The organism is Pseudomonas sp. B20(2017), assembly GCF_002113125.1.
GTDB lineage: Bacteria > Pseudomonadota > Gammaproteobacteria > Pseudomonadales > Pseudomonadaceae > Aquipseudomonas.
In genome coordinates, this window is record NZ_NEJP01000019.1 from 23,043 (window position 1) to 43,714 (window position 20,672).

Genomic DNA, 20,672 nt, shown 5'->3' on the forward strand with positions numbered 1-20,672 from the left:
AACTCACCTACAGGAAAACGATCATGTTCAAGCCTATGGCCCTGGCCGCTGCTGTGCTCGCTACTTTCAGCCTGAATGCCTTCGCGGCAAAAACCGAGTTGACGGTGTACACCGCCCTCGAAGCCGAACAGTTGAAGTCCTACAAAGAAGCCTTCGAAAAGGCCAACCCGGACGTCGAGATCAAGTGGGTGCGCGATTCCACCGGGATCATCACCGCCAAACTGCTGGCCGAAAAGGATCGCCCGCAGGCTGACGCGGTCTGGGGCCTGGCGGCGTCGAGCCTGGCGATCCTCGATCAGCAAGGCATGCTGCAAAGCTATGCGCCGAAGGATCTGGGCAAGATCGGCGCGAACTACCGCGACGCCGCCAACCCGCCAGCCTGGGTCGGCATGGACGTCTGGGCCGCGACCATTTGCTTCAACACCGTCGAGGCCGAGAAACAGGGCCTGACCAAACCGGTGAGCTGGCAGGACCTGACCAAGCCTGAGTACAAAGGCAAGATCGTGATGCCGAACCCGGCCTCGTCCGGCACCGGTTTCCTGGACGTCAGCGCCTGGCTGCAAACCTTCGGCGAGAAACAGGGCTGGGCCTACATGGACGGTCTGCACCAGAACATCGGCCAGTACGTTCACTCCGGTTCCAAGCCTTGCAAACTGGCGGCCGCTGGTGAGTTCCCGATCGGGATTTCCTTCGAATACCCGGCCGTTCAGCTGAAGCGTCAGGGCGCGCCGCTGGACATCATCCTGCCGAAAGAGGGCCTTGGCTGGGAGATCGAGGCGACTGCCGTGATCAAAGGCACGCCGCATGAAGAGGCCGCGAAGAAACTGGCCGACTTCTCCGCCAGCGCCCCGGCGATGGATCTGTACAAGGAAAACTTCGCCGTCCTCGCACAGCCGGGCATCGCCAAACCGCAGACCGAACTGCCGGCCGACTACGAACAGCGCCTGATCAAGAACGACTTCGCCTGGGCCTCGAAGAACCGCGACGAGATCCTGACCGAATGGCGCAATCGCTATGACGGCAAGTCCGAGAAAGTCGCTGCCAAGTAAGATCTTCATCGACTGACAGGGCCTCTTCGCGAGCAAGCTCGCTCCCACACTGGATCGCATTCACAACGCAAATCCCTGTGGGAGCGGGCTTGCTCGCGAAAGCGGTCTCTCATTCAGAGCACCTCTAAATGACACAACACAAAGACTTGCTGATCGTCGGCGCCGGCATCCTGGGCCTGTCCCACGCTTACGCCGCCGCCCGGCGCGGTCTCAAGGTCACGGTTTTCGAGCGCACCGCCATGCCTCTCGGCGCCTCGGTACGCAACTTCGGCCAAGCCTTGGTCACCGGCCAGCCACCGGGCCCGATGCTGGAGCTGGCCAAGGCCAGCCGCGAAATCTGGGGCCAGTGGGCGCAGCTCGCCGGCCTGCAACTCAAGCGCAACGGCTCGTACCTGTTCGCCCGCACCGAGGCTGAAGAGCACTTGCTCGAAGCCTTCTGCGCCGGGCGCGCCGTCGAGCATGACTACCGCGTCGAACTGCTGCGTGGTGCCGCGTTGCGCGATCTGTATGGCGGCCAGTTCAGCCATCACCGCGCCGCGCTGCACGGGATGGACGATCAACAACTGTATTCCCGGGAAGCAATTCCGGCGCTGATCCAATACCTGCGCCGCGAACTCAACGTCGGGTTTCACTTCTCGACGCTGGTGCGCGACGTCGAACCGGGGCGCCTGCACAGCACGGCCGGCACCTTCACCGCCGAGCAGATCATTGTCTGTTCCGGCCACGATTATCAGACCCTGCTGGCCGAGCCGATTGCCGCCCTCGACCCGCAAATCTGCCGCCTGCAAATGCTTCGCGTCCGGCCGCAGACCGACCTGAACTTGCAACATGCCTTGCTCACCGGTCTCAGTTGCGTGCACTACGGCGCCTTCGCTGACTTGCCGGAGGCGGCAGCGGTGCAGGCGCAAATCCTGCTCGAACAACCGCATTTGCAGGAAAACGGCATTCACCTGCTGATCAGCCCGACGCCTTATGGCGAACTGATCATCGGCGACTCGCACCATTACGGCAGCGATCCGTCGCCGTTCAACGCCGAACAGGTCGACGACTGGATGCTCGAACTGGCCGAACAGACCCTCGGCTGCAAAGTGCAGGTGATCGAGCGCTGGCAGGGTGTCTATGGTTCCCGGGGGCCGGGGCCGTTTTCGTTCCTGCGTCCGGCGCCGGGGCTGAATGTGGCGCTGATGCACAGCGGCGTCGGCATGAGCGTCGGCCCCGCCATGGCCGAGCGCAATGTTGCACAGCTTTTTGGAGAGCTTTGATGTTGAGTCACGAGCAAGTCATCGACCGGGTGTTCGGCCTCTACGAGCGCTTCGGCGCCAGCGACTACATCGGCGAACCGGTGTCGCAGATCGAGCACATGTCCCAGGCGGCGCAACTTGCCATCGCCGAAGGCTTCGACGACGAAGTGGTGCTCGCTGCGTTCTTCCACGACATCGGCCATTTATGTACCGAAGGCGCGGAAAACATGGGCGGTTACGGCGTGGTCAGCCACGAACACCTCGGCGCGGACTATTTGCGTGAGGCCGGCTTTAGCGAGCGCATGGCGCGGTTGGTGGAATATCACGTCCAGGCCAAGCGCTATCTGACGCTAAGGGAGGCGGGCTATTACGACGGGTTGAGCGAAGCCAGCCGCCGCACCCTGGAGTATCAGGGCGGAGTGATGAGCGAGGCTGAAGCCGATGCGTTCGAGCAGGATCCGTTGTGCGCCGTCAGTCTGCGGATGCGTCAGTGGGATGAGCTGGCGAAGGAGATGGCTGTGCCGGTGATGGATCTTGCGCTGTTGAAGCAAAAGGCTTTTACCGTGCTGTCCCGCAAAGCGCGCTGAACCTTCTTACGCCAAACCGGGAAACGGTGCATGGCGCGTGTTGCCCCTTCGGCCCAGACTGGTTTTTTGCCGAAGGAGCGCACGGATGCGTTTTTTGAAAGTGATTGGCCGGGATCGATCCGGCAACGGCGCGGGGGACGATGTCCAGCTGCGCTTTCATGACAGCGAACAGGATTGGCGCGAAGCCTCGGCTCGCGAAGTGGCGCAATTGCGCAGCTTCACCAGCACCTACCTGAAATGCGCCTGGTTCAATGCGGCCGACGAGGACACGCGACATCTGCGGATCTTCGCTCTGAACCCCGGCAGCGATGGAACGCCGGAGTCAGTGAGGCTGCATTTTCACCAGGGCGAAACCATCGCTTACAAGGCTGCCGTCCACGACCTGGATAATGATGGCCGCTTCGAGGTCGTCCTGAGTTCGGACGTCGACAACGACGGGCGCGACAATCGCACCGACCGCAGCCGGGTGACGGCGCTGGTCAAACAGTTCCTCAAGCTTCGCTGGTTCTAGAGTTCGAGAACCTTGCTCACCAGTTCATCGATCTGTTCCTGACGCTGGGCCTGATTCAGCTTCGGATGCGGATTGAGCGACGACCATTGCGGGTGGGCCCGGGCGATGTTCAGCGCCTCCGGCAGCTTGCCCTCACGCCATGTCTTGTCCTGCGGCGTAGCCACTTGAATGCTGTCCAGCGCCGCATGGCCACGAGCATTCAGCGCTTGCAGCAGTTGCCGCTGACGCAGGGCCAACAGGCGCAACACGTTGTCGTCCACCGTCAGTTCCCGCTGCCCTTTGATCTTGCCCAGCAGGCGGTTGCCATAGCTGCGGGCGGTTTGCAGGGCGCCGCCGGCAATGGCGCCGGCCAGGGCGGCGGCGCCAAGGGTGATGCCGCCCACCAGCAGATCCACCCCGGCACCGGCTGCGGCACCGGCGGCAATCCCGCCGCCGACCCGCACGCCCAGTTGCTTGAGGGTTTCCGGGTTGAACAGGTCGTCGCCCCAACGCCCGTCGAGCAGCGGCAGATCGCTGGCGGCGGCGTCCTGCGGGCGGAAGGCGTAGAGCTTGAGCAGCGCTTCGACGCATTTCTGTTCGCGTTGGCGCACGGCTTTGCGCAGTTCGCTGATGGCCTGTTGTTCCTGCTCGGCGTTGCTCGCCACACTGCGTCGGCAGGCGGCGCAGTCGATCAGCAATTCGGCGATCAGGCGTGCGGCGCTCTGCTCGCGTGCGAGGCGTTGAGCCTGTTGATCGGCGATCAGGCGTTCGAGCTGAGGGCGGGCGTTTTCCAGCAACAGCGCGAGGCTTTCATACAGCCGCCGCTCGCCGTCCTCGGGCGGGGCGACGCTGTCGAAACGCACCAGCGCATGCAGGCCGAGACGTGCCAGTGCTTCACGCCAGTCCGGTTCGCGATGGTTGGCGCTGCTGACGAAATTCAGCACCGGCAGCAACGGTTTGCCGCAACTGGCCAGCACCTCCAGTTCATCGCGGTACTTGGCCAGCACCGGTTCACGGGCGTCGATCACATACAGGCCGGCATCGGAATCGAGCAGTTGCCGCAGCACTTTGGCTTCCTGTTCGAAACGTTGGCGCGCTTCGCTGCCGTCGAGAAACCGCGCTAGCCGTGCCGGACCGTCGAGGCGTTCGCCGGGGCGTTCCAGACGCTCGAGAAAATCCAGCAGGGCGATGGCGTCTTCCAGGCCCGGCGTGTCGTAGAGGTCGAGCAAAGGTTCGCCATCCACCGACAACCGCGCGCCTTCGACATGCCGCGTGGTGCTCGGGCGATGGGAGACTTCGCCGAAGCCGACGTCGCGGGTCAGGGTGCGCAACAGCGAAGTCTTGCCGACGTTGGTGTGGCCGACCACCGCCAGTTTCAGCGGCGCTTTCCAGGCATCAGTCATGTCCGTGCTCCAGCCAGTTCAACGGGGCGCAGTCGGCAAACGGCAGTTCGAGTTGTTGCAGCGCCACATGCCAGTCGCCGAGGCGTTCGGCGTCCAGCGCCTGCCCCGATGGCGCCTGTAATAGCCAGACCCGGGTCGCGGTGGCATTGCGCGCCAGCTCGGCGATCAGCGCCAGGCTGCCGCGATCCGGTGAGCGCCGTGGATCGCAGGCAATCGCGAGGCGTGCCGGCGGAAAACGGCTGAGCTGTTCGAGCAGTTTGTTGCGCGATTCACGGCTGTCGAGGATGCCGGCGTTGCTGACGTTTTTCGGCAGCGTCGGCGGCCATGGGTGTTGGTCGTCGAGTTCGATTGCCACCAGCAACGCGCCATCGCTGGCGTGTTCGCCGACGGTGCTTTCTATGCGGTGCAATTGCGCAGGTTCTGGGTCGGTGATGCCGAGGCGTTCGCTGGTTGGCATCAGGCGTTCGCGCAATTGGGCGTAACCGGGCAGGTTCAGGTCTAGACGCAGTGCGGCTTTGCCGCTGTTCCAGCGCCAGAAGCAGAACAGCGCCAACAGCAGGCGCGGCAGCACGCCGTACACCACCATCACGCCGACCAGCCAGGTCGCCCAGGCCTGACGGGCGCTTTCGATGTTCAGCGCGGTGTCGCCGCTGGCGCGGATCATGTCCACAGTCGGCACGTTGAAACCCAGCAACGCCGGCAATGCGCCGAGGGCCTGGGTCATGTTGATGAACGTGTCGGCGCTGAGAATCGTGGTTTCCCAGACGAAGCCGTAGCGACGGGTCGCCATCAGCGTCAGCAGCAAAACCAGCGCGCTGAACATCGCCAGCAACCACAGTCCATTGACCAGCGTACCGAGCGCCCAACGATTGAGTTTCTGGCGTTGCAGCATCAACAGCAGGGCCGGCGCCAGTTGCGCAGCCTTGGCGTCGCGGGCGAGTTTTTCACTGAGCCACAGCCACAAACGGCCAAGGGTGGCGCCATGTTCGCCAGCGAAGATCAGCCCAAGCGCCCAGCTCAACAGCAGAATCAGATTCAGCCCGAGCAGACTGCCCAGGGCCCAGAACACATTGACCGGCGTCTGGCCCAGTGCGGCGAAGGCCAGACCCGCGCCGCTCAATACGGCGAAGATCGCCAGCAACACCAGCGCCAGGCGTGCGCCTTGCAGCCAGTGCCTGAGCGCAGAGGTCAGCCCATCGCGCTCGGCCAGCCACAGGGCGCGGCGTTGAATGCGTCCCGGCAGGTCGCCGCCGGCCGCGCGGGCCAGGCGATTGGCTTCCAGATCGTCCAGCGGGCCTGCGTGTTCTTCGCGCAGGCGCACGGTTTCGGTGAGCCATAGGTTTTGCAGTGGAGTCAGTTCAGTCACGCGGCATCCCGTTGCTTGATTGAGCCGTGAGCATAACCGCTGTGGCGCTGGTCGGGGCAAGTTGCGGGATGCGGAACCTCTGGTATCCTCACCCGAATGAACAATACTCTTCCGTTATGTCTGATCGCTGCTCTTGGTGAAAACCGAGTCATCGGCGTAAACAACAGCATGCCCTGGCATTTGCCTGGGGATTTCAGGTACTTCAAAGAAAAAACCCTTGGCAAACCAATCATTATGGGGCGCAAGACTTGGGACTCTTTGGGACGTCCACTTCCGGGTCGTTTGAACATTGTCGTAAGTCGGCAATCGGATCTGCAGCTCGATGGGGCGGAGGTTTTCACCTCGCTTGAAGCTGCTGTGGCTCGTGCAGAAGAGTGGGCGTTGGAGCAAGGTGCAGGTGAGTTGATGCTGATTGGCGGTGCGCAGTTATACGCGCAGGCACTACCGCACGCGGATCGCCTGTACTTGACTCGGGTAAATTTAAGCCCTGAAGGGGATGCGTGGTTCCCAGAGTTCACCCCGTACGACTGGGAGCAGACTTCGTTCGAATCAAACGCTGCTGAAGGCGATAAGCCTTCGTACCGTTTCGAAGTTTACACTCGAGCCTAAAAGCATCGCGGGCAAGCCCGCTCCCACAGTCTCTAAGGTGAGACACACATTGTGTTAACACCAATGATCCCTGTGGGAGCGGGCTTGCCCGCGAAGAGGCCCGCTTAGGCGCTAAAGAGTTTACGCCTGAGCAAGCTCCGCATGCTCATCGGCATCCAGCAGTGCCTTGTCGGTCTGCTGCATCACCTGGCTGGTAATCGCACCCGCGGTGATTGAGCCGCTCACGTTCAGGGCCGTACGACCCATGTCGATCAGCGGCTCGACTGAAATCAGCAACGCCACCAGCGAAACCGGCAAGCCCATGGCCGGGAGCACGATCAGCGCGGCGAAGGTCGCACCGCCACCCACGCCCGCCACACCGGCCGAACTCAAGGTAACGATCGCCACCAGGGTCGCAATCCACAGCGGATCCAGCGGGTTGATGCCGACGGTTGGCGCAACCATCACCGCCAGCATCGCCGGGTACAGACCGGCGCAACCGTTCTGGCCGATGGTCGCACCGAACGAAGCGGCGAAGCTTGCCACCGATTGCGGAATGCCCAGACGACGGGTCTGCGCTTCGATGCTCAGCGGAATGCTCGCCGCGCTGGAGCGGCTGGTGAACGCGAAGGTCAGCACCGGCCAGATCTTGCGGAAGAAGCGCAGCGGGTTGATCCCGGCGGCCGACACCAGCAGACCATGCACCACGAACATCAGGCCCAGGCCGAGGTACGACACCACCACGAAACTGCCGAGCTTGATGATGTCTTGCAGGTTGGAACCGGCGACCACTTTGGTCATCAGCGCCAGCACGCCGTACGGGGTCAGCTTCATCACCAGACGCACCAGACGCATCACCCAGGCTTGCAAGGTGTCGATGGCGTTGATCACTTTTTGACCTTTCTCGACGTCATCCTTGAGCAGTTGCAGCGCGGCAACCCCCAGGAACGCGGCGAAGATCACCACGCTGATGATCGAGGTCGGCTTGGCCCGCGCCAGGTCGGCGAACGGGTTTTGCGGGATGAACGACAGCAGCAGTTGCGGCACATTCAGGTCGGCGACCTTGCCGGCGTAGTCGGTCTGAATGGTTTGCAGACGGGCCATTTCCTGCGTGCCGGCGACCAGACCTTCGGCGGTCAGACCGAACAGGTTGGTCAGGCCGATGCCGATCAGCGCCGCAATCGCGGTGGTGAACAGCAGCGTGCCGATGGTCAGGAAGCTGATCTTGCCCAGCGACGATGCGTTGTGCAGACGGGCCACGGCGCTGAGGATTGAGGCGAACACCAGCGGGATCACGATCATTTGCAGCAGTTGCACGTATCCGTTGCCGACCAGATCGAACCAGCCGATCGAGGCTTTCAGCACCGGGTTGCCGGCACCGTAAATCGTGTGCAGCGCGACGCCGAATGCCACGCCCAGCACCAGCGCGAGCAGGACTTTTTTCGCCAGGCTCCACGAGGTGTGACGGGTTTGCGCCAGGCCAAAGAGCAGGGCGAGGAACACCAGCAAGTTGAGAATCAGGGGCAGATTCATGAGGACTCCAGAAAAGACTGTGCCAACAACCTTCCGGGGCTGTTGCGAACCGGCAAGCCTAACAGTTTGATTTCCAATGAATTAATACCGAAATCAAAGGTCGTCCGTCGTTTTTGGAATAAGCGGGTGTCGCTCTTGGAGATGCAACTGGCGCGAAACGGACGCGGACGGTCGCTGACAGGCGGGGACTGTCACATTTATTTGTTAGCGTCGATTTCTTTGACCCAGGGAGAAGCGCCAATGAAGTTTGCACCGAAATTTCTGGCTGTCGCACTGACTGTGGGGATGGGCCTGGCCACTCAGGCATTCGCCACCGACCTGAAACACTGGCCGGCGGATCAGGCCAAGGCGCTGGACGCGATGATCGCCGCCAACGCCAACAAGGGTAACTACGCGGTGTTCGACATGGACAACACCAGTTACCGCTACGACCTCGAAGAGTCGTTGCTGCCGTTCATGGAAAACAAGGGCCTGATCACCCGCGACAAGCTCGACCCCTCCCTGAAACTGATGCCGTTCAAGGACACCGCCGACCACAAGGAAAGCCTGTTCAGCTACTACTACCGCCTCTGCGAAGTCGACGACATGGTCTGCTATCCATGGGTCGCGCAGGTGTTTTCCGGCTTCACCCTCAAGGAACTCAAGGGCTACGTCGATGAGCTGATGGCCTCGGGCAAACCGGTGCCGGCGACCTATTACGAAGGTGACGTGGTCAAGAACCTGGATGTGAATCCGCCGAAGATCTTCACCGGCCAGAAAGAGCTGTACAACAAACTGATGGAGAACGGCATCGAGGTCTACGTGATGACTGCCGCCTCCGAGGAACTGGTGCGCATGGTCGCGGCCGATCCGAAGTACGGCTACAACGTCAAACCGCAGAACGTGATCGGCGTGACCACGTTGCTGAAGAACCGCGAAACCGGCGAGCTGACCACCGCGCGCAAACAGATCACCGCCGGCAAATATGACGAGAAGGCTAACCTCGGCCTAGAACTGACCCCGTACCTGTGGACCCCGGCGACCTGGATGGCCGGCAAGCACGCGGCGATCCTGACCTACATCGACGAATGGAAAAAACCGGTACTGGTGGGTGGCGACACGCCGACCAGCGACGGCTACATGCTGTTCCACGATGTGGACGTGGCCAAGGGTGGCATTCACTTGTGGGTCAACCGCAAGGACAAGTACATGACCCAGATCCAGGGCATGATGGCCAAGCATGCAGCCGCCCAGGCGAAAGAAGGTTTGCCGGTGACGGCGGACAAGAACTGGGTGATCGTCAAACCTGAAGAAATCCAGTAATTGCTACGGTGATCGTGATCGTTCCCACGCTCTGCGTGGGAATGCAGCCCGTGACGCTCCGCGTCACTGGACGCAGAGCGTCCCTTGAGGCATTCCCACGCGGGAGCGTGGGAACGATCGGCCAGGAAGCCTCAAGGCAAAAAAATGCCCCGCACTTGGCGGGGCATTTTTGTTTCTGCGATTTGACGCTTACAGCCCGTCGAGCATCGCCTTGTTACGCACAGCACCTTTGTCGGCGCTGGTCGCCAGCAGGGCGTAGGCCTTGAGGGCAGTGGTTACTTTGCGTGGACGCTTCTCGACCGGTTTCCAGCCTTTCTTGTCCTGCTCGACCCGGCGTGCCGCAAGCTCTTCGTCGCTGATCAACAGGTTGATCGAGCGGTTCGGAATGTCGATCAGCACCTTGTCGCCGTCCTGCACCAGACCGATCGCGCCGCCGGCCGCAGCCTCTGGCGAAGCGTGGCCAATGGACAGACCGGAAGTGCCGCCGGAGAAACGGCCGTCGGTCAGCAGGGCGCAGGCTTTGCCCAGGCCTTTGGATTTCAGGTACGAGGTCGGGTAGAGCATCTCCTGCATGCCTGGGCCGCCTTTCGGGCCTTCGTAGCGAATGATGACGATGTCGCCTTCCTTCACTTCGTCGGCGAGGATGCCGCGCACGGCGCTGTCCTGGCTTTCGAAGATCTTCGCGTTGCCTTCGAACACGTGGATCGACTCGTCGACGCCGGCGGTTTTCACCACGCAGCCGTCCAGGGCGATGTTGCCGTACAGCACGGCCAGGCCGCCTTCTTTCGAATAGGCGTGTTCGAAGCTGCGGATACAGCCGTTTTCACGGTCGTCGTCCAGGGTTTCCCAACGGGTCGACTGGCTGAACGCGGTCTGCGTCGGAATGCCGGCCGGGCCTGCCTTGAAGAAGTGGTGTACGGCTTCATCGTTGGTCTGGGTGATGTCCCACTTGGCGATGGCCTCTTCCATGCTGCGGCTGTGCACGGTCGGCAAGTCGGTGTGCAGCAGGCCGCCACGGGCCAGCGAGCCGAGGATGCTGAAGATGCCGCCGGCGCGGTGCACGTCTTCCATGTGGTACTTCTGGATGTTCGGCGCAACCTTGCACAGTTGCGGCACCTTGCGCGACAGACGATCGATGTCGCGCAGGTCGAAGTCGATCTCGGCTTCCTGGGCAGCGGCCAGCAAGTGCAGGATGGTGTTGGTCGAACCGCCCATGGCGATGTCGAGCATCATCGCGTTCTCGAACGCCTTGAAGTTGGCAATGTTGCGCGGCAGTACCGACTCGTCGTTCTCGCCGTAGTAGCGTTTGCACAGTTCGACGATAGTGCGGCCGGCCTGCAGGAACAGCTGTTCGCGGTCGCTGTGAGTGGCCAGGGTCGAACCGTTGCCCGGCAGCGCGAGGCCCAGGGCTTCGGTCAGGCAGTTCATCGAGTTGGCGGTGAACATGCCGGAGCACGAACCGCAGGTCGGGCAGGCGCTGCGCTCGTACTCGGCAACCTTCTCGTCAGAAGCGCTGGAGTCGGCGGCGATGACCATGGCGTCGACGAGGTCGAGACCGTGGCTGGCCAGTTTGGTCTTGCCGGCTTCCATCGGGCCGCCGGAGACGAAGATCACCGGAATGTTCAGGCGCAGGGCCGCCATCAGCATGCCCGGGGTGATCTTGTCGCAGTTCGAGATGCAGACGATGGCGTCGGCGCAGTGGGCGTTGACCATGTACTCGACGGAGTCGGCAATGATTTCGCGGCTCGGCAGCGAATAGAGCATGCCGTCGTGGCCCATGGCGATGCCGTCGTCCACGGCGATGGTGTTGAATTCTTTTGCAACGCCGCCAGCGCGTTCGATCTCACGGGCAACCAGCTGGCCCAGGTCCTTCAGGTGGACGTGGCCCGGTACGAACTGGGTGAAGGAGTTGGCAATGGCGATGATCGGCTTCTTGAAGTCGTCATCTTTCATCCCGGTGGCGCGCCACAGTGCGCGGGCGCCGGCCATGTTGCGGCCGTGGGTAGATGTTTTCGAGCGGTAATCTGGCATGGAGCACTCCGGGCGGCTAATCAGGTATCAAAAGGGAGTGAGCTTCTATTGACGTCTGGAACACTCAGAAATGGCCGTGTGTCCTGATGTTGCCGATGACGTTGCGGGATCGCCGCTGGTCTCAGCCTGAGCTCATAAACCCGCCGGGGATGAATGGCGATGAATCTCGCGATTCTACACCGCTGGCGTCAGGAGGGAATGGCGCAAAGCGTTGTTCCAGTGCTGACGAAGCATGCGGGATGACGACCGGCAGGGTTAATCTCTGTCCGGTTGCCCCACCAGATCGTTGCGGCGGCTGATCCGGGCGTTCAACGCCAGTGCCACTGCGCTGAGTATCACGAAGCTGTAACCCAGCGTGGATTGCAGATTGGTCGGGCTCAGGCTGATCAACGCACTGATCAAGCCGCCGCAGATGAAAATGATCGTGCTGCCGGCTGATGCCGAAGTGCCGGCGCTTTCCGAAAACAGACTCATGGCCCGGGACGTGGCCGCGGGCCGGGCAATGGTGGTGCCCGCGGTACAGATCAGCATCGGGATCAGCACGGTCGCCGGAGCCAGTGCAAAGTTTGATGACAGGTACAGCATGGTCACGCCGGCGAACAGGATCAGGCTCAGGCCGACGACCATCTGCTGGCCGCTGTTGATGCGTCTGCTCAACACGCTGGCGAGGATGCCCCCGGTGACGTAAGCCGCACCATAGATCAGCAGAATCAACGAAAACTCGTAAGCGGACAGTTGCAGCCGATCCATGAAGATCAGCGGCGAGATCACGATGAATGAAAAATGGCAGGCGAACGCAAATGCTGAAATCAGCCAGTAGCCGACGAAGTCGAAATCCCCCAGAACCCGTCGATAGGCCGTGAGGAAGTTCGTACGTGTGCCACTGGCGGTCGGTCGGGTGTTCTCCAGAAACAGCCAGGCCTTGAGTAGCACTGCGGCTGATAATGCGATGAACACCCAGAAACTGCCGCGCCAGCCCAGTGTCGCCTGAAGAAAGGTGCCAGCCAGCGGCGATACCGAGATGAAAATCCCGCCGGCGGTCACCATCAGGATCCGCAGGCGATCACGTTGCTCGCCTTCGAACAGGTCCTGCACCAGTGCCTGTGATAGCACGAAGCAACCGCACCCCAGCGCCTGTACCACCCGGAACATCAGAAACAGCGAATAGTCCGAGGTCATCACGCACCCGAGGGCGCCGAGTATTGAAACGCTCATGCCGGCGAGCAGCAGGCCCTTGCGTCCGATCACGTCCGACAGCGGGCCGATCAGCAACTGGGCGAAGGCAATTCCGACCGCGAACAGGCTGATCGACAGGGCGATGTCCGCCGGGGTGCGGCGAAAGTGCTCGGCCAGTGCCGGGAACGAAGGCAGCAGGACATCCAGTGGAAAGACGCCGAGCAGCACCATTGCCAGCAAAAGACTGACAGCCCCGCGCCGCTTTCGTCGGGTCACCACAGATTGTCCGTCATCCATCGATCAGTCCTGCCCTGGCAAATAGTGTCTGGTTTTGAGGTTCGGCGAAAAATCCTGCTTTCTTCAATGCATTCAATGTAGCGAGGCTGCCAGCGCGTGCCCGCTGCCGACGGGCTTGCGCCGTTGTCATCGTGCCGAGAATCTCCCTCACCGTCGTGTTTGCAATGCCCGCGCCACAGAGGCTTTCCTGCAGCCAGTGCTCATCCACTTCGAAGAAGATTTCCAGAATGTCGAGCAAGGTCGTCGCGGTGAACGTTCGCTGTTGCGGGTTCAGGTGCAACCAGAGGTAGTGGAACACTTCGGTGAAATAGCGGCTGTGGCGCGCTTCGTCGGTGAGGTGATCGCGCAACATGTCGTTGACACCGGATACCAGGCTGTCGCGGCAGACATCCAGCAATTCACGGGCAATGATGGTTTCCGAAACGAAACCCAGAAGAAAGCACGCCAGCGGCCGTTGCTCCTGTGCGGTGCGTGCGATCAGCCGATTCATTCGGGTGATTCGTCTGGGCATGACCGGGCGCCCGGTGATGTCGTAGAGGCTGGCAATCTGCTCTGCCACCTGACTGGAAAACAGCGCGTGATAGCCCTCGTCGGTGTAGAGCTGGAGTGCGGTGGTTTTCATCGGTGATGGCACTGCGACCGGCAGCTCGCCGTGGACGATGATTTCGACGGCGCGATTGACGATCCGGTGTTCGAGCAGTGTGGTGTAGTCGAGAAAATGCACCAGATGCCGGGCCGTAAGCCGATGCAGCATTGAACGGCCCGCTGCTTCAATCGCCGGGTGGGCCAGATAGGGCAGGAACGCCGGTGGAAACCAGTGCCGGGTCTCCAGTTGTTCCTGCACGTTGTTCGGCAAGCGGTAATCGTGAGGACTGGTGCGAACCGAGGCGCGGGTGTTCCAGTCACTCAGGGTGAACTGAAACACCGGTTCCGGTGCGAGGGTGCTCATGGTTGAGCCTCACGCAGCAGGTCGCGCATTTCCTGACACATCGCCTGACCGTCGCTTTCCCCGCAACCGACGAAGAACAAGGGTTGTTCCGCACTGTTCTCGAGCTTCAGCAGCGTTTCGACCTGATCGTCGGAAAACGCGCCCGTGAGCCAGGTGTTCATGCCGAGCGCTGTAGCCACCAGTTGAAACGTCTGCGAAAGGTGCCCGGCTTCGACGAACGCCATTCGATAGGCGCGTGAGTGCGGGTATTTCCACCAGAGCCGGTCGAAGCGGGCGGTGATGAACAGCCCCAATGGCAGGTTGTTGATGAAGTGCTGGCCCCCCAACAGGTTGCCGAGCGCGGTGTCGGGCAAAGGGCTGATGAAGCTCAGGGCGTGTTCGGCAGGGTGATAGGCGTACACGCCGGGCGCCAGTCCGTCGACGTTCTGTACAAACACGAACCCGGCACAGGCATTGAGGCCGCCTCCGGAAGGGCTGCTGCGCCGCGCGCCAAGTCCGTCGGCGATGCTGTCGTCGCAATCGGCTTCGCGTTCTCGCAGGTAACCGAGTGACAGGTAAAGCATGGTGGCTACATCGTCCAGCGACACGGCGGCGCCGGTGAAGGATCGGCAGGTCTTTCGCCGGGTCAGCGAATTCGACAGGCTGTCGTCATTGAGTGCCAGCGGTTCGGGCAGGGCGATGAGTGCGTTCGGACGGTTATCCGCAGGGATGTCGGCCAGCGGTGGAGTGGCAAGCACGGTGTTGCAGTGTTCGAGGTATTGCCTGGACCATTCCTGAATGTTTCGGGGAGTGTGTTCGCAAGGAATATCCCGAGTCCCGATATGGTAGATCCTGGACAGTTCATCCCAGCCCCAGACAGGTGCTGAGATTTTTGAAGAAGTCAGTATTCCGGCATTTAATAACTGTGTGTCTATTATGTTGCTGTTGTCATATGAGTCGGGATTGTGGACAAGTTGCGCCAGCCGGGAGGAATACTCAAGATCAAGTTCGTGTTGAGTATGGTCTTTGTAATTCCAGACTATCTGGCCGGGTGTTCGCGGCAGTATGAATAAATAAGGGTTTATATGCATATTGGGGCACGCTGCTCTGGATAGGTGCTTTGTCGGAGGCGCTGGGTAGCCGGCTATACCCAGCGCCCACCTTACTTAACGGGCTTTAGGTGCGACCAGAAAAGCCAGGTTTGCGAGGGTGCGGGATTCCAGAGTAATTGCTTTCATGATTGAACTCCTTGTTCATTGTTGCTTCGTGGTTAGTTGGTGTCACCTTCGTGGCGACGGCTTAATAATAGTTTGTAATGGATTAATCGCAAGCGGATATTAAGTAGGAATAATCCAGTAATTTTGTCGGAGTGGTCTTTGGTCGGAAGTCAGCGTGTAAGTTAAATATCAGTAAATAAAGTATTCGCGGAAATATCCTGCACGCCGGCAGGACGATAAATGTAGGAAAGCAAAGTTAAAGGCAAAAAGAAGGGAGCCCGTGGGCTCCCCTTCTTTATACGCATCGATACCGTTAGCTGTTAGGCAGCAGGCGGCAGGTGATGCTCTTGATGTAACGGGTTTCCGGGATGGCCGGGTGTACCGGGTGATCCGGACCCTGACCGCCGCGCTCCAGCAGCTGGATGTTGCGGTCCAGGTGACGGGCGCTGGTCAGCAGGATGTTCTGCAGGTCATCTTCCGGCAGGTGCATCGAGCACGAAGCGCTGAACAGGATGCCGTCCTTGGTGAGCAGGCGCATGGCTTGCTCGTTCAGGCGACGGTAGGCGCCTTCACCGTTCTTCAGGTCTTTCTTGCGCTTGATGAACGCAGGCGGGTCGGCAACGATCACGTCGAAGCGCTCTTCGCTGGCCTTGAGTTCCTTCAGGGCTTCGAAGACGTCGCCTTCGATGCAGGTCATCTTGTCGGCGAAACCGTTCAGCGCGGCATTGCGCTCCACACCGTCGAGGGCGAAGCCCGATGCGTCGACGCAGAACACTTCGCTGGCGCCGAATGCGGCGGCTTGCACGCCCCAGCCACCGATGTAGCTGTACAGGTCCAGCACGCGTTTGCCTTTGGCGTAAGGGGCCAGGCGCGCACGGTTCATGCGGTGGTCGTAGAACCAGCCGGTTTTCTGACCTTGAACCACCGGCGCTTCAAATTTCACGCCGTTCTCTTCCAGCGCCACCCATTCCGGCACCACGCCGAACACGGTTTCGGTGTAACGCTCGAGGCCTTCGGCATCGCGGGCAGCGGAGTCGTTCTTGAACAGGATGCCGCTTGGCTTGAGCACTTGGGTCAGCGCCGCGATCACGTCATCTTTATGGGCTTCCATGGTCGCCGAGGCGAGCTGGACCACGAGGATGTCGCCGAAACGGTCGACCACCAGACCCGGCAGCAGGTCGGAATCACCGTAGACCAGACGATAGAAAGGCTTGTCGAACAGGCGCTCGCGCAGCGACAGGGCCACGTTCAGGCGATGCACCAGCAGCGACTTGTCCAGTGGCAGCTTGATGTCGCGCGATAGCAGACGTGCGCAGATCAGGTTGTTCGGGCTCATGGCGACGATGCCCAGCGGCTTGCCGCCGGCGGCTTCGAGGATCGCCTGGTCGCCGGCCTTGAAGCCGTGCAACGGGGTGGCGGCCACGTCGATTTCGTTGCTGTAGACCCACAGGTGGCCGGCGCGCAGGCGACGGTCGGCGTTGGCTTTGAGGCGCAAGCTAGGCAGGGACATGACGTCGCTCCGAAAAAAAGAGCGGGAGTATACCGTGTTGCGCCTTATGCCGGGTTTGGCGTGCGATGAAACGCGGCAGGCCTCGTCACAAGCAGGCCCACTCCCGTGTCCACCCGCCTGTGCTCTATGCTGACAGCGCGTCAATCAGCGCTTTGCTGAATGCCGGAATATCGTCCGGTTGGCGGCTGCTGATCAGGTTGCCGTCTTTTACGACTTCCTGATCGACCCAGTTCACCCCCGCATTGACCAGATCGTCCTTGACGGTCTTGTAGCTGGTCATGGTCTTGCCATTGACCAGCCCGGCCGAAATCAGCAGCCAGCTGCCGTGACAGATCACCGCGATCGGTTTGCCGGCGGAGGCACCGGTCTTGACCAGATGTTGCGCGTCCTGGTCGATGCGGATGGTGTCAGAGTTCTGCACGCCGCCCGGGAGCACCACGGCGTCGTATTGATCGATGCTTGCGCCCTGGAAAGTCTGGTCGACCTTGAAATCGTCCGCAGGTTTATCGTGGTTCCAGCCTTTGACGCTGCCGGTTTCGGCAGAGAGGATGTCAACCTGCGCTCCAGCCTGCTCGAGTGCATTTTTGGGACCGGTCAGTTCAACTTGCTCGAAACCATCGGTTACCAGAAAAGCGACGCGCTTGCTGCCGAGAGAATTTGCCATCGTTAAGCTCCTGAGTCTGTTGGGATTACTGCCCGGGACAGATGGAGAACTGTTCCGGGCACTACAGATTCCGAAGGCCGGGGAAAAGTGAAAGTTCCTGCGAATTGCCCACTGGTGTGTCGTGCGTCGGTTTTTAGAGGTTAGAATCGCCGCCTGTCCCAGAGTGTGTACTTATGTCCCAAGAGCTGACCACCGAACAGATTCAACAGTCCCTGCAAGGCATCAGCGTGCCCGCGCAGCCGCAGATCATGGTGGATCTGCAAATGGAGCAATACATGCCCGACCCGGATCTGGAGACGATCGCCAAGCTGATCTCCCAGGATCCCGGTCTTTCCGGCTCGCTGCTGAAAATCGTCAACTCGCCGTATTACGGCCTGAGCAACAAGATCACCTCGATCAAGCGCGCGGTGAACCTGCTGGGCAGCCGCTCGATCATCAATCTGATCAACGCGATGTCGATCAAGGGCGAGATGAATGACGACACCATCGTCACCCTCAACCGTTTCTGGGACACCGCCCAGGACGTGGCCATGACCTGCCTGACTCTGGCCAAGCGTGTCGGCACCGAGGCCAGCGACGAGGCTTACGCCTTGGGCCTGTTCCACGACTGCGGCGTGCCGCTGATGCTTCAGCGTTTCCCGGATTACATGACGACGCTCGAAAAGGCCTACGCCAACGCGAGTGCCGAGCGCCGGGTCGTGGACACCGAGAACGATGTCTACAACACCAACCACTCAGTGGTCGGTTATTACACCGCCAAGTCCTGGCGCCTGCCGGAGCATGTCAGCGCGGCCATCGCCAACCATCACAACGCGATGGCGATCTTCAGCGATGAGACCTCGCGCAACAGTCAGATGAAAAACCTGCTGGCGATCCTGAAAATGGCCGAGCACATCTGCGCGTCGTACCGGGTGCTGGGCAATCAGAACGAAGACTTCGAATGGCAGGCAGTCGGACCGTTGGTACTCGAATACATCGGCCTTTCGGATTACGACTTCGAAACCTTGAAGCAGACGATCCGCGAACTTGGCGCACACTGATTCAAAAGCTAATGATTCGAGGAACTCATGCCTGAACTGCCGGAAGTCGAAACCACCCGCCGCGGCATCGCCCCGCACCTGGAAGGCCAGCGCGTCAGCCGGGTGATCGTGCGTGACCGGCGGCTGCGCTGGCCGATTCCCGAAGACCTTGATGTGCGCCTGTCCGGGCAGCGCATCGTGCTGGTCGAGCGGCGCGCCAAGTACCTGTTGATCAACGCCGAGGCCGGTACGCTGATCAGCCACTTGGGCATGTCCGGCAACTTGCGGCTGGTTGAGGTCGGGATGCCGGCGGCCAAGCATGAGCATGTCGATATCGAACTGGATTCCGGACTGGCCTTGCGCTACACCGATCCGCGACGTTTCGGCGCGATGCTGTGGAGCAATGACCCGCTCAATCACGAGTTGCTGATCCGTCTGGGCCCTGAGCCGTTGACCGATCTGTTCGATGGCGAGCGGTTGTATCAGCTGTCACGCGGACGTTCGATGGCGGTCAAGCCGTTCATCATGGACAACGCGGTGGTGGTGGGGGTCGGCAATATTTACGCGACCGAAGCGCTGTTCGCCGCCGGTATCGATCCGCGCCGCGAAGCCAAGGGCATTTCCCGGACGCGGTATTTGAAGCTGGCGATCGAGATCAAACGCATCCTCGCTGCCGCCATCGAGCGCGGCGGCACCACGTTGCGTGATTTCATCGGCGGCGACGGGCAGCCGGGGTATTTCCAGCAGGAACTGTTTGTCTACGGTCGTGGCGGCGAGCACTGCAAGGTCTGCGGCACGGGCCTGCGGGAAATGAAGCTCGGCCAGCGCGCGAGCGTCTGGTGCCCGCGCTGCCAGAGCTGAGCAAAGCCTCCGAAAAAGTCCTACGGTCTATAGTGAGTTGTCTCACTGTTCAGCCCGAAGGATCGTGCCATGAAGTCCTTGCAAACCCTCATCGTCGCCTTGCTGCTGTGCTTCAGCCTGACCGTTCAGGCCACGGAAGGCGGCAGCGGTGACCCTCGTTACGCCATCCAGAATCCACCGGCCTACGCCATGCTCGGCGATCTGCTGATTGCCCGACCATTGCTGGTGGTGGCGACGGTGATCGGTGCCGGGGCGTTCGTTGTGTCGTTGCCGTTCACCGCGCTGGGTGGCGGGATTGGCGATGCGGGAGAGGCGCTGGTGGTGGCGCCGGCGAAAGCGGCGTTCGTGCGTTGCCTGGGCTGCGCCGGAGAGGGATTCGAGCAGCGCGAGTGAGCTGATCCGGTTTTTCGGTGTTGCCGATGGCCCTTTCGCGAGCAAGTCGAGTCGTCGCAACGTCGCTCCCACAGAGGAGTGCATTTCAAACGTGGGAGCGAGCCTGCTCGCGAAGGAGGGCGCCGAAGGACTCAGGCCTTGCCGGTGATCTTGCGGTACTTCTCCATCAACTGTTCTTCAGTCTCCGGATGGGCTTCGTCCAGTGGAATGCAATCCACCGGGCAGACCTGCTGGCACTGCGGCTCGTCGTAGTGGCCCACGCACTGGGTGCACAGGTTCGGGTCGATCACGTAGATCTCTTCGCCCTGGGAAATGGCGGCGTTCGGGCACTCGGGTTCGCAGACGTCGCAGTTGATGCAATCGTCGGTGATGATCAGGGACATGCTAACTCCAGCCGGGGCGGGGAGCCCGGGCGCTATGAATCAATGCGCGCAATTGTGCCGCATTGGCGCCCGTAGTGCACGCGGGCGCCGTTTGAACGGTCGTTACTTCTTGAAGCGCAGGGTCAGGGCCTCGGCCACCGCCGGGTGGACGAACTTGCTGATATCGCCGCCCAGGGCCGCGATTTCCCGCACCAGGGTCGAGGAAATGAACGAGTAGCGCTCGGACGGGGTGAGAAACAGACTCTCTACATCCGGTGCCAACTGGCGGTTCATGTTGGCCAGCTGGAATTCGTACTCGAAATCCGACACCGCGCGCAAACCACGCAGGAACACGTTGGCGTTCTGCTCTTTGGCGAAATGCGCCAGCAGCGTCGAGAAGCCGACCACTTCCACGTTCGGCAGGTGTTTGGTGACCTCGCGGGCCAGCTCGACCCGTTGTTCCAGCGGGAACAGCGGATTCTTCTTGGGGCTGGCGGCGACGGCGATGATCACGTGGTCGAACAGGCGCGAGGCGCGTTCGACCAGATCGCCATGGCCCTTGGTAATAGGGTCGAAGGTACCTGGGTACAACACTCGGTTCATCGCGTCGTCCTGGCGGGAATCCGTTGGGGAGTCGGATGGTATCGCAGCCGTC

The 20,672-nt window shown here is 61.1% G+C and carries 20 protein-coding genes; 9 read left to right on the forward strand and 11 right to left on the reverse strand.

Annotated elements, in window-relative coordinates:
- Positions 1–23: 23 nt before the first annotated feature.
- The 4 genes from CAF63_RS23860 (at position 24) to CAF63_RS23875 (ending at position 3,388) form a co-directional block, all read left to right on the forward strand.
- The gene (locus tag CAF63_RS23860; protein WP_085689540.1) at positions 24–1,049 is read left to right on the forward strand and encodes a putative 2-aminoethylphosphonate ABC transporter substrate-binding protein; all 1,026 of its coding nucleotides are present in this window, start codon (positions 24–26) and stop codon (positions 1,047–1,049) included.
- Between the two features lie 128 nt (positions 1,050–1,177).
- Entirely contained in the window at positions 1,178–2,311 is a 1,134-nt protein-coding gene (locus CAF63_RS23865; protein ID WP_085689542.1) for a TIGR03364 family FAD-dependent oxidoreductase, read from the forward strand.
- Complete coding sequence (locus CAF63_RS23870; protein ID WP_085689544.1) at positions 2,311–2,877, forward strand: phosphonate degradation HD-domain oxygenase; 567 nt, start codon at positions 2,311–2,313, stop codon at positions 2,875–2,877. The genes CAF63_RS23865 and CAF63_RS23870 overlap by 1 nt, the downstream gene beginning before the upstream one ends.
- 85 nt (positions 2,878–2,962) lie before the next feature.
- Positions 2,963–3,388 (forward strand): hypothetical protein, encoded by a 426-nt coding sequence (locus CAF63_RS23875; protein WP_085689546.1) that lies wholly within the window; start codon positions 2,963–2,965, stop codon positions 3,386–3,388.
- Here the strand turns inward: CAF63_RS23875 and CAF63_RS23880 are convergent.
- Complete coding sequence (locus CAF63_RS23880; protein WP_085689549.1) at positions 3,385–4,770, reverse strand: GTPase/DUF3482 domain-containing protein; 1,386 nt, start codon at positions 4,768–4,770, stop codon at positions 3,385–3,387. The genes CAF63_RS23875 and CAF63_RS23880 overlap by 4 nt on opposite strands.
- Positions 4,763–6,136 (reverse strand): DUF2868 domain-containing protein, encoded by a 1,374-nt coding sequence (locus CAF63_RS23885; protein ID WP_085689551.1) that lies wholly within the window; start codon positions 6,134–6,136, stop codon positions 4,763–4,765. The genes CAF63_RS23880 and CAF63_RS23885 overlap by 8 nt, the downstream gene beginning before the upstream one ends.
- Before the next feature lie 96 nt (positions 6,137–6,232).
- On the opposite strand from CAF63_RS23885, the gene CAF63_RS23890 reads away from it, so the two are divergent.
- On the forward strand, positions 6,233–6,745 hold the full coding sequence (locus CAF63_RS23890; protein ID WP_085689553.1) for a dihydrofolate reductase: 513 nt from the start codon (positions 6,233–6,235) through the stop codon (positions 6,743–6,745).
- A gap of 120 nt (positions 6,746–6,865) precedes the next feature.
- Here the strand turns inward: CAF63_RS23890 and CAF63_RS23895 are convergent, their stop codons facing one another.
- Positions 6,866–8,257: an L-cystine transporter gene (locus CAF63_RS23895; protein ID WP_085689555.1), complete on the reverse strand. Its 1,392-nt coding sequence runs from the start codon at positions 8,255–8,257 to the stop codon at positions 6,866–6,868.
- 240 nt (positions 8,258–8,497) lie between these two features.
- Between CAF63_RS23895 and CAF63_RS23900 the strand changes: the two genes are divergently transcribed.
- A complete protein-coding gene (locus CAF63_RS23900; protein WP_085605918.1) occupies positions 8,498–9,559 on the forward strand; it encodes a phosphorylcholine phosphatase in 1,062 nt (353 codons plus the stop codon).
- 189 nt (positions 9,560–9,748) lie between these two features.
- Here the strand turns inward: CAF63_RS23900 and ilvD are convergent, their stop codons facing one another.
- The 6 genes from ilvD to CAF63_RS23930 form a co-directional block, all read right to left on the reverse strand.
- Complete coding sequence (gene ilvD, locus CAF63_RS23905; protein WP_085689557.1) at positions 9,749–11,590, reverse strand: dihydroxy-acid dehydratase; 1,842 nt, start codon at positions 11,588–11,590, stop codon at positions 9,749–9,751.
- 255 nt (positions 11,591–11,845) lie between these two features.
- A complete protein-coding gene (locus tag CAF63_RS23910; protein WP_085689559.1) occupies positions 11,846–13,063 on the reverse strand; it encodes a multidrug effflux MFS transporter in 1,218 nt (405 codons plus the stop codon).
- Entirely contained in the window at positions 13,056–14,012 is a 957-nt protein-coding gene (locus tag CAF63_RS23915; protein ID WP_085689561.1) for a diiron oxygenase, read from the reverse strand. Before CAF63_RS23915 ends, CAF63_RS23910 begins: the two co-directional genes overlap by 8 nt.
- On the reverse strand, positions 14,009–15,082 hold the full coding sequence (locus tag CAF63_RS23920) for a SagB family peptide dehydrogenase (protein ID WP_085689563.1): 1,074 nt from the start codon (positions 15,080–15,082) through the stop codon (positions 14,009–14,011). The genes CAF63_RS23915 and CAF63_RS23920 overlap by 4 nt, the downstream gene beginning before the upstream one ends.
- 439 nt (positions 15,083–15,521) lie before the next feature.
- Positions 15,522–16,718 (reverse strand): class I SAM-dependent rRNA methyltransferase, encoded by a 1,197-nt coding sequence (locus tag CAF63_RS23925; protein WP_085605910.1) that lies wholly within the window; start codon positions 16,716–16,718, stop codon positions 15,522–15,524.
- A 124-nt stretch (positions 16,719–16,842) separates the two neighbouring features.
- The gene (locus tag CAF63_RS23930; protein WP_085689565.1) at positions 16,843–17,382 is read right to left on the reverse strand and encodes a type 1 glutamine amidotransferase domain-containing protein; all 540 of its coding nucleotides are present in this window, start codon (positions 17,380–17,382) and stop codon (positions 16,843–16,845) included.
- A 227-nt stretch (positions 17,383–17,609) separates the two neighbouring features.
- On the opposite strand from CAF63_RS23930, the gene CAF63_RS23935 reads away from it, so the two are divergent.
- The 3 genes from CAF63_RS23935 to CAF63_RS23945 all read left to right on the forward strand — a co-directional run bounded on the left by CAF63_RS23935 (position 17,610) and on the right by CAF63_RS23945 (position 19,655).
- Positions 17,610–18,422, forward strand: a complete 813-nt coding sequence (locus CAF63_RS23935) for an HDOD domain-containing protein (protein ID WP_178081320.1) — start codon at positions 17,610–17,612, stop codon at positions 18,420–18,422.
- 27 nt (positions 18,423–18,449) lie between these two features.
- Positions 18,450–19,262 carry a bifunctional DNA-formamidopyrimidine glycosylase/DNA-(apurinic or apyrimidinic site) lyase gene (mutM, locus tag CAF63_RS23940; protein ID WP_085689569.1) on the forward strand — a complete coding sequence of 271 codons (813 nt, stop codon included), beginning with the start codon at positions 18,450–18,452 and terminating at the stop codon, positions 19,260–19,262.
- Between the two features lie 69 nt (positions 19,263–19,331).
- Positions 19,332–19,655 (forward strand): multidrug transporter, encoded by a 324-nt coding sequence (locus tag CAF63_RS23945; RefSeq protein WP_085689571.1) that lies wholly within the window; start codon positions 19,332–19,334, stop codon positions 19,653–19,655.
- 131 nt (positions 19,656–19,786) lie between these two features.
- On the opposite strand, the gene CAF63_RS23950 is transcribed toward CAF63_RS23945, so the two are convergent.
- Positions 19,787–20,038 carry a YfhL family 4Fe-4S dicluster ferredoxin gene (locus CAF63_RS23950; RefSeq protein ID WP_003195146.1) on the reverse strand — a complete coding sequence of 84 codons (252 nt, stop codon included), beginning with the start codon at positions 20,036–20,038 and terminating at the stop codon, positions 19,787–19,789.
- Positions 20,039–20,140: 102 nt separating this feature from the next.
- Positions 20,141–20,620: a pantetheine-phosphate adenylyltransferase gene (gene coaD, locus CAF63_RS23955; protein WP_007953414.1), complete on the reverse strand. Its 480-nt coding sequence runs from the start codon at positions 20,618–20,620 to the stop codon at positions 20,141–20,143.
- Positions 20,621–20,672: the final 52 nt, after the last annotated feature.

Bases quoted from the DNA above. Each gene is read 5' to 3' on its own strand.
- CAF63_RS23890 (WP_085689553.1), top strand. From the start codon at position 6,233: ATGAACAATACTCTTCCGTTATGTCTGATCGCTGCTCTTGGTGAAAAC.
- ilvD (WP_085689557.1), bottom strand. From the start codon at position 11,590: ATGCCAGATTACCGCTCGAAAACATCTACCCACGGCCGCAACATGGCC.
- CAF63_RS23925 (WP_085605910.1), bottom strand. From the start codon at position 16,718: ATGTCCCTGCCTAGCTTGCGCCTCAAAGCCAACGCCGACCGTCGCCTG.
- CAF63_RS23930 (WP_085689565.1), bottom strand. From the start codon at position 17,382: ATGGCAAATTCTCTCGGCAGCAAGCGCGTCGCTTTTCTGGTAACCGAT.
- CAF63_RS23945 (WP_085689571.1), top strand. From the start codon at position 19,332: ATGAAGTCCTTGCAAACCCTCATCGTCGCCTTGCTGCTGTGCTTCAGC.
- CAF63_RS23865 (WP_085689542.1), top strand. From the start codon at position 1,178: ATGACACAACACAAAGACTTGCTGATCGTCGGCGCCGGCATCCTGGGC.
- CAF63_RS23895 (WP_085689555.1), bottom strand. From the start codon at position 8,257: ATGAATCTGCCCCTGATTCTCAACTTGCTGGTGTTCCTCGCCCTGCTC.
- CAF63_RS23860 (WP_085689540.1), top strand. From the start codon at position 24: ATGTTCAAGCCTATGGCCCTGGCCGCTGCTGTGCTCGCTACTTTCAGC.
- CAF63_RS23910 (WP_085689559.1), bottom strand. From the start codon at position 13,063: ATGGATGACGGACAATCTGTGGTGACCCGACGAAAGCGGCGCGGGGCT.
- CAF63_RS23900 (WP_085605918.1), top strand. From the start codon at position 8,498: ATGAAGTTTGCACCGAAATTTCTGGCTGTCGCACTGACTGTGGGGATG.
- CAF63_RS23915 (WP_085689561.1), bottom strand. From the start codon at position 14,012: ATGAGCACCCTCGCACCGGAACCGGTGTTTCAGTTCACCCTGAGTGAC.
- coaD (WP_007953414.1), bottom strand. From the start codon at position 20,620: ATGAACCGAGTGTTGTACCCAGGTACCTTCGACCCTATTACCAAGGGC.
- CAF63_RS23870 (WP_085689544.1), top strand. From the start codon at position 2,311: ATGTTGAGTCACGAGCAAGTCATCGACCGGGTGTTCGGCCTCTACGAG.
- CAF63_RS23880 (WP_085689549.1), bottom strand. From the start codon at position 4,770: ATGACTGATGCCTGGAAAGCGCCGCTGAAACTGGCGGTGGTCGGCCAC.
- CAF63_RS23875 (WP_085689546.1), top strand. From the start codon at position 2,963: ATGCGTTTTTTGAAAGTGATTGGCCGGGATCGATCCGGCAACGGCGCG.
- CAF63_RS23920 (WP_085689563.1), bottom strand. From the start codon at position 15,082: ATGCATATAAACCCTTATTTATTCATACTGCCGCGAACACCCGGCCAG.
- mutM (WP_085689569.1), top strand. From the start codon at position 18,450: ATGCCTGAACTGCCGGAAGTCGAAACCACCCGCCGCGGCATCGCCCCG.
- CAF63_RS23950 (WP_003195146.1), bottom strand. From the start codon at position 20,038: ATGTCCCTGATCATCACCGACGATTGCATCAACTGCGACGTCTGCGAA.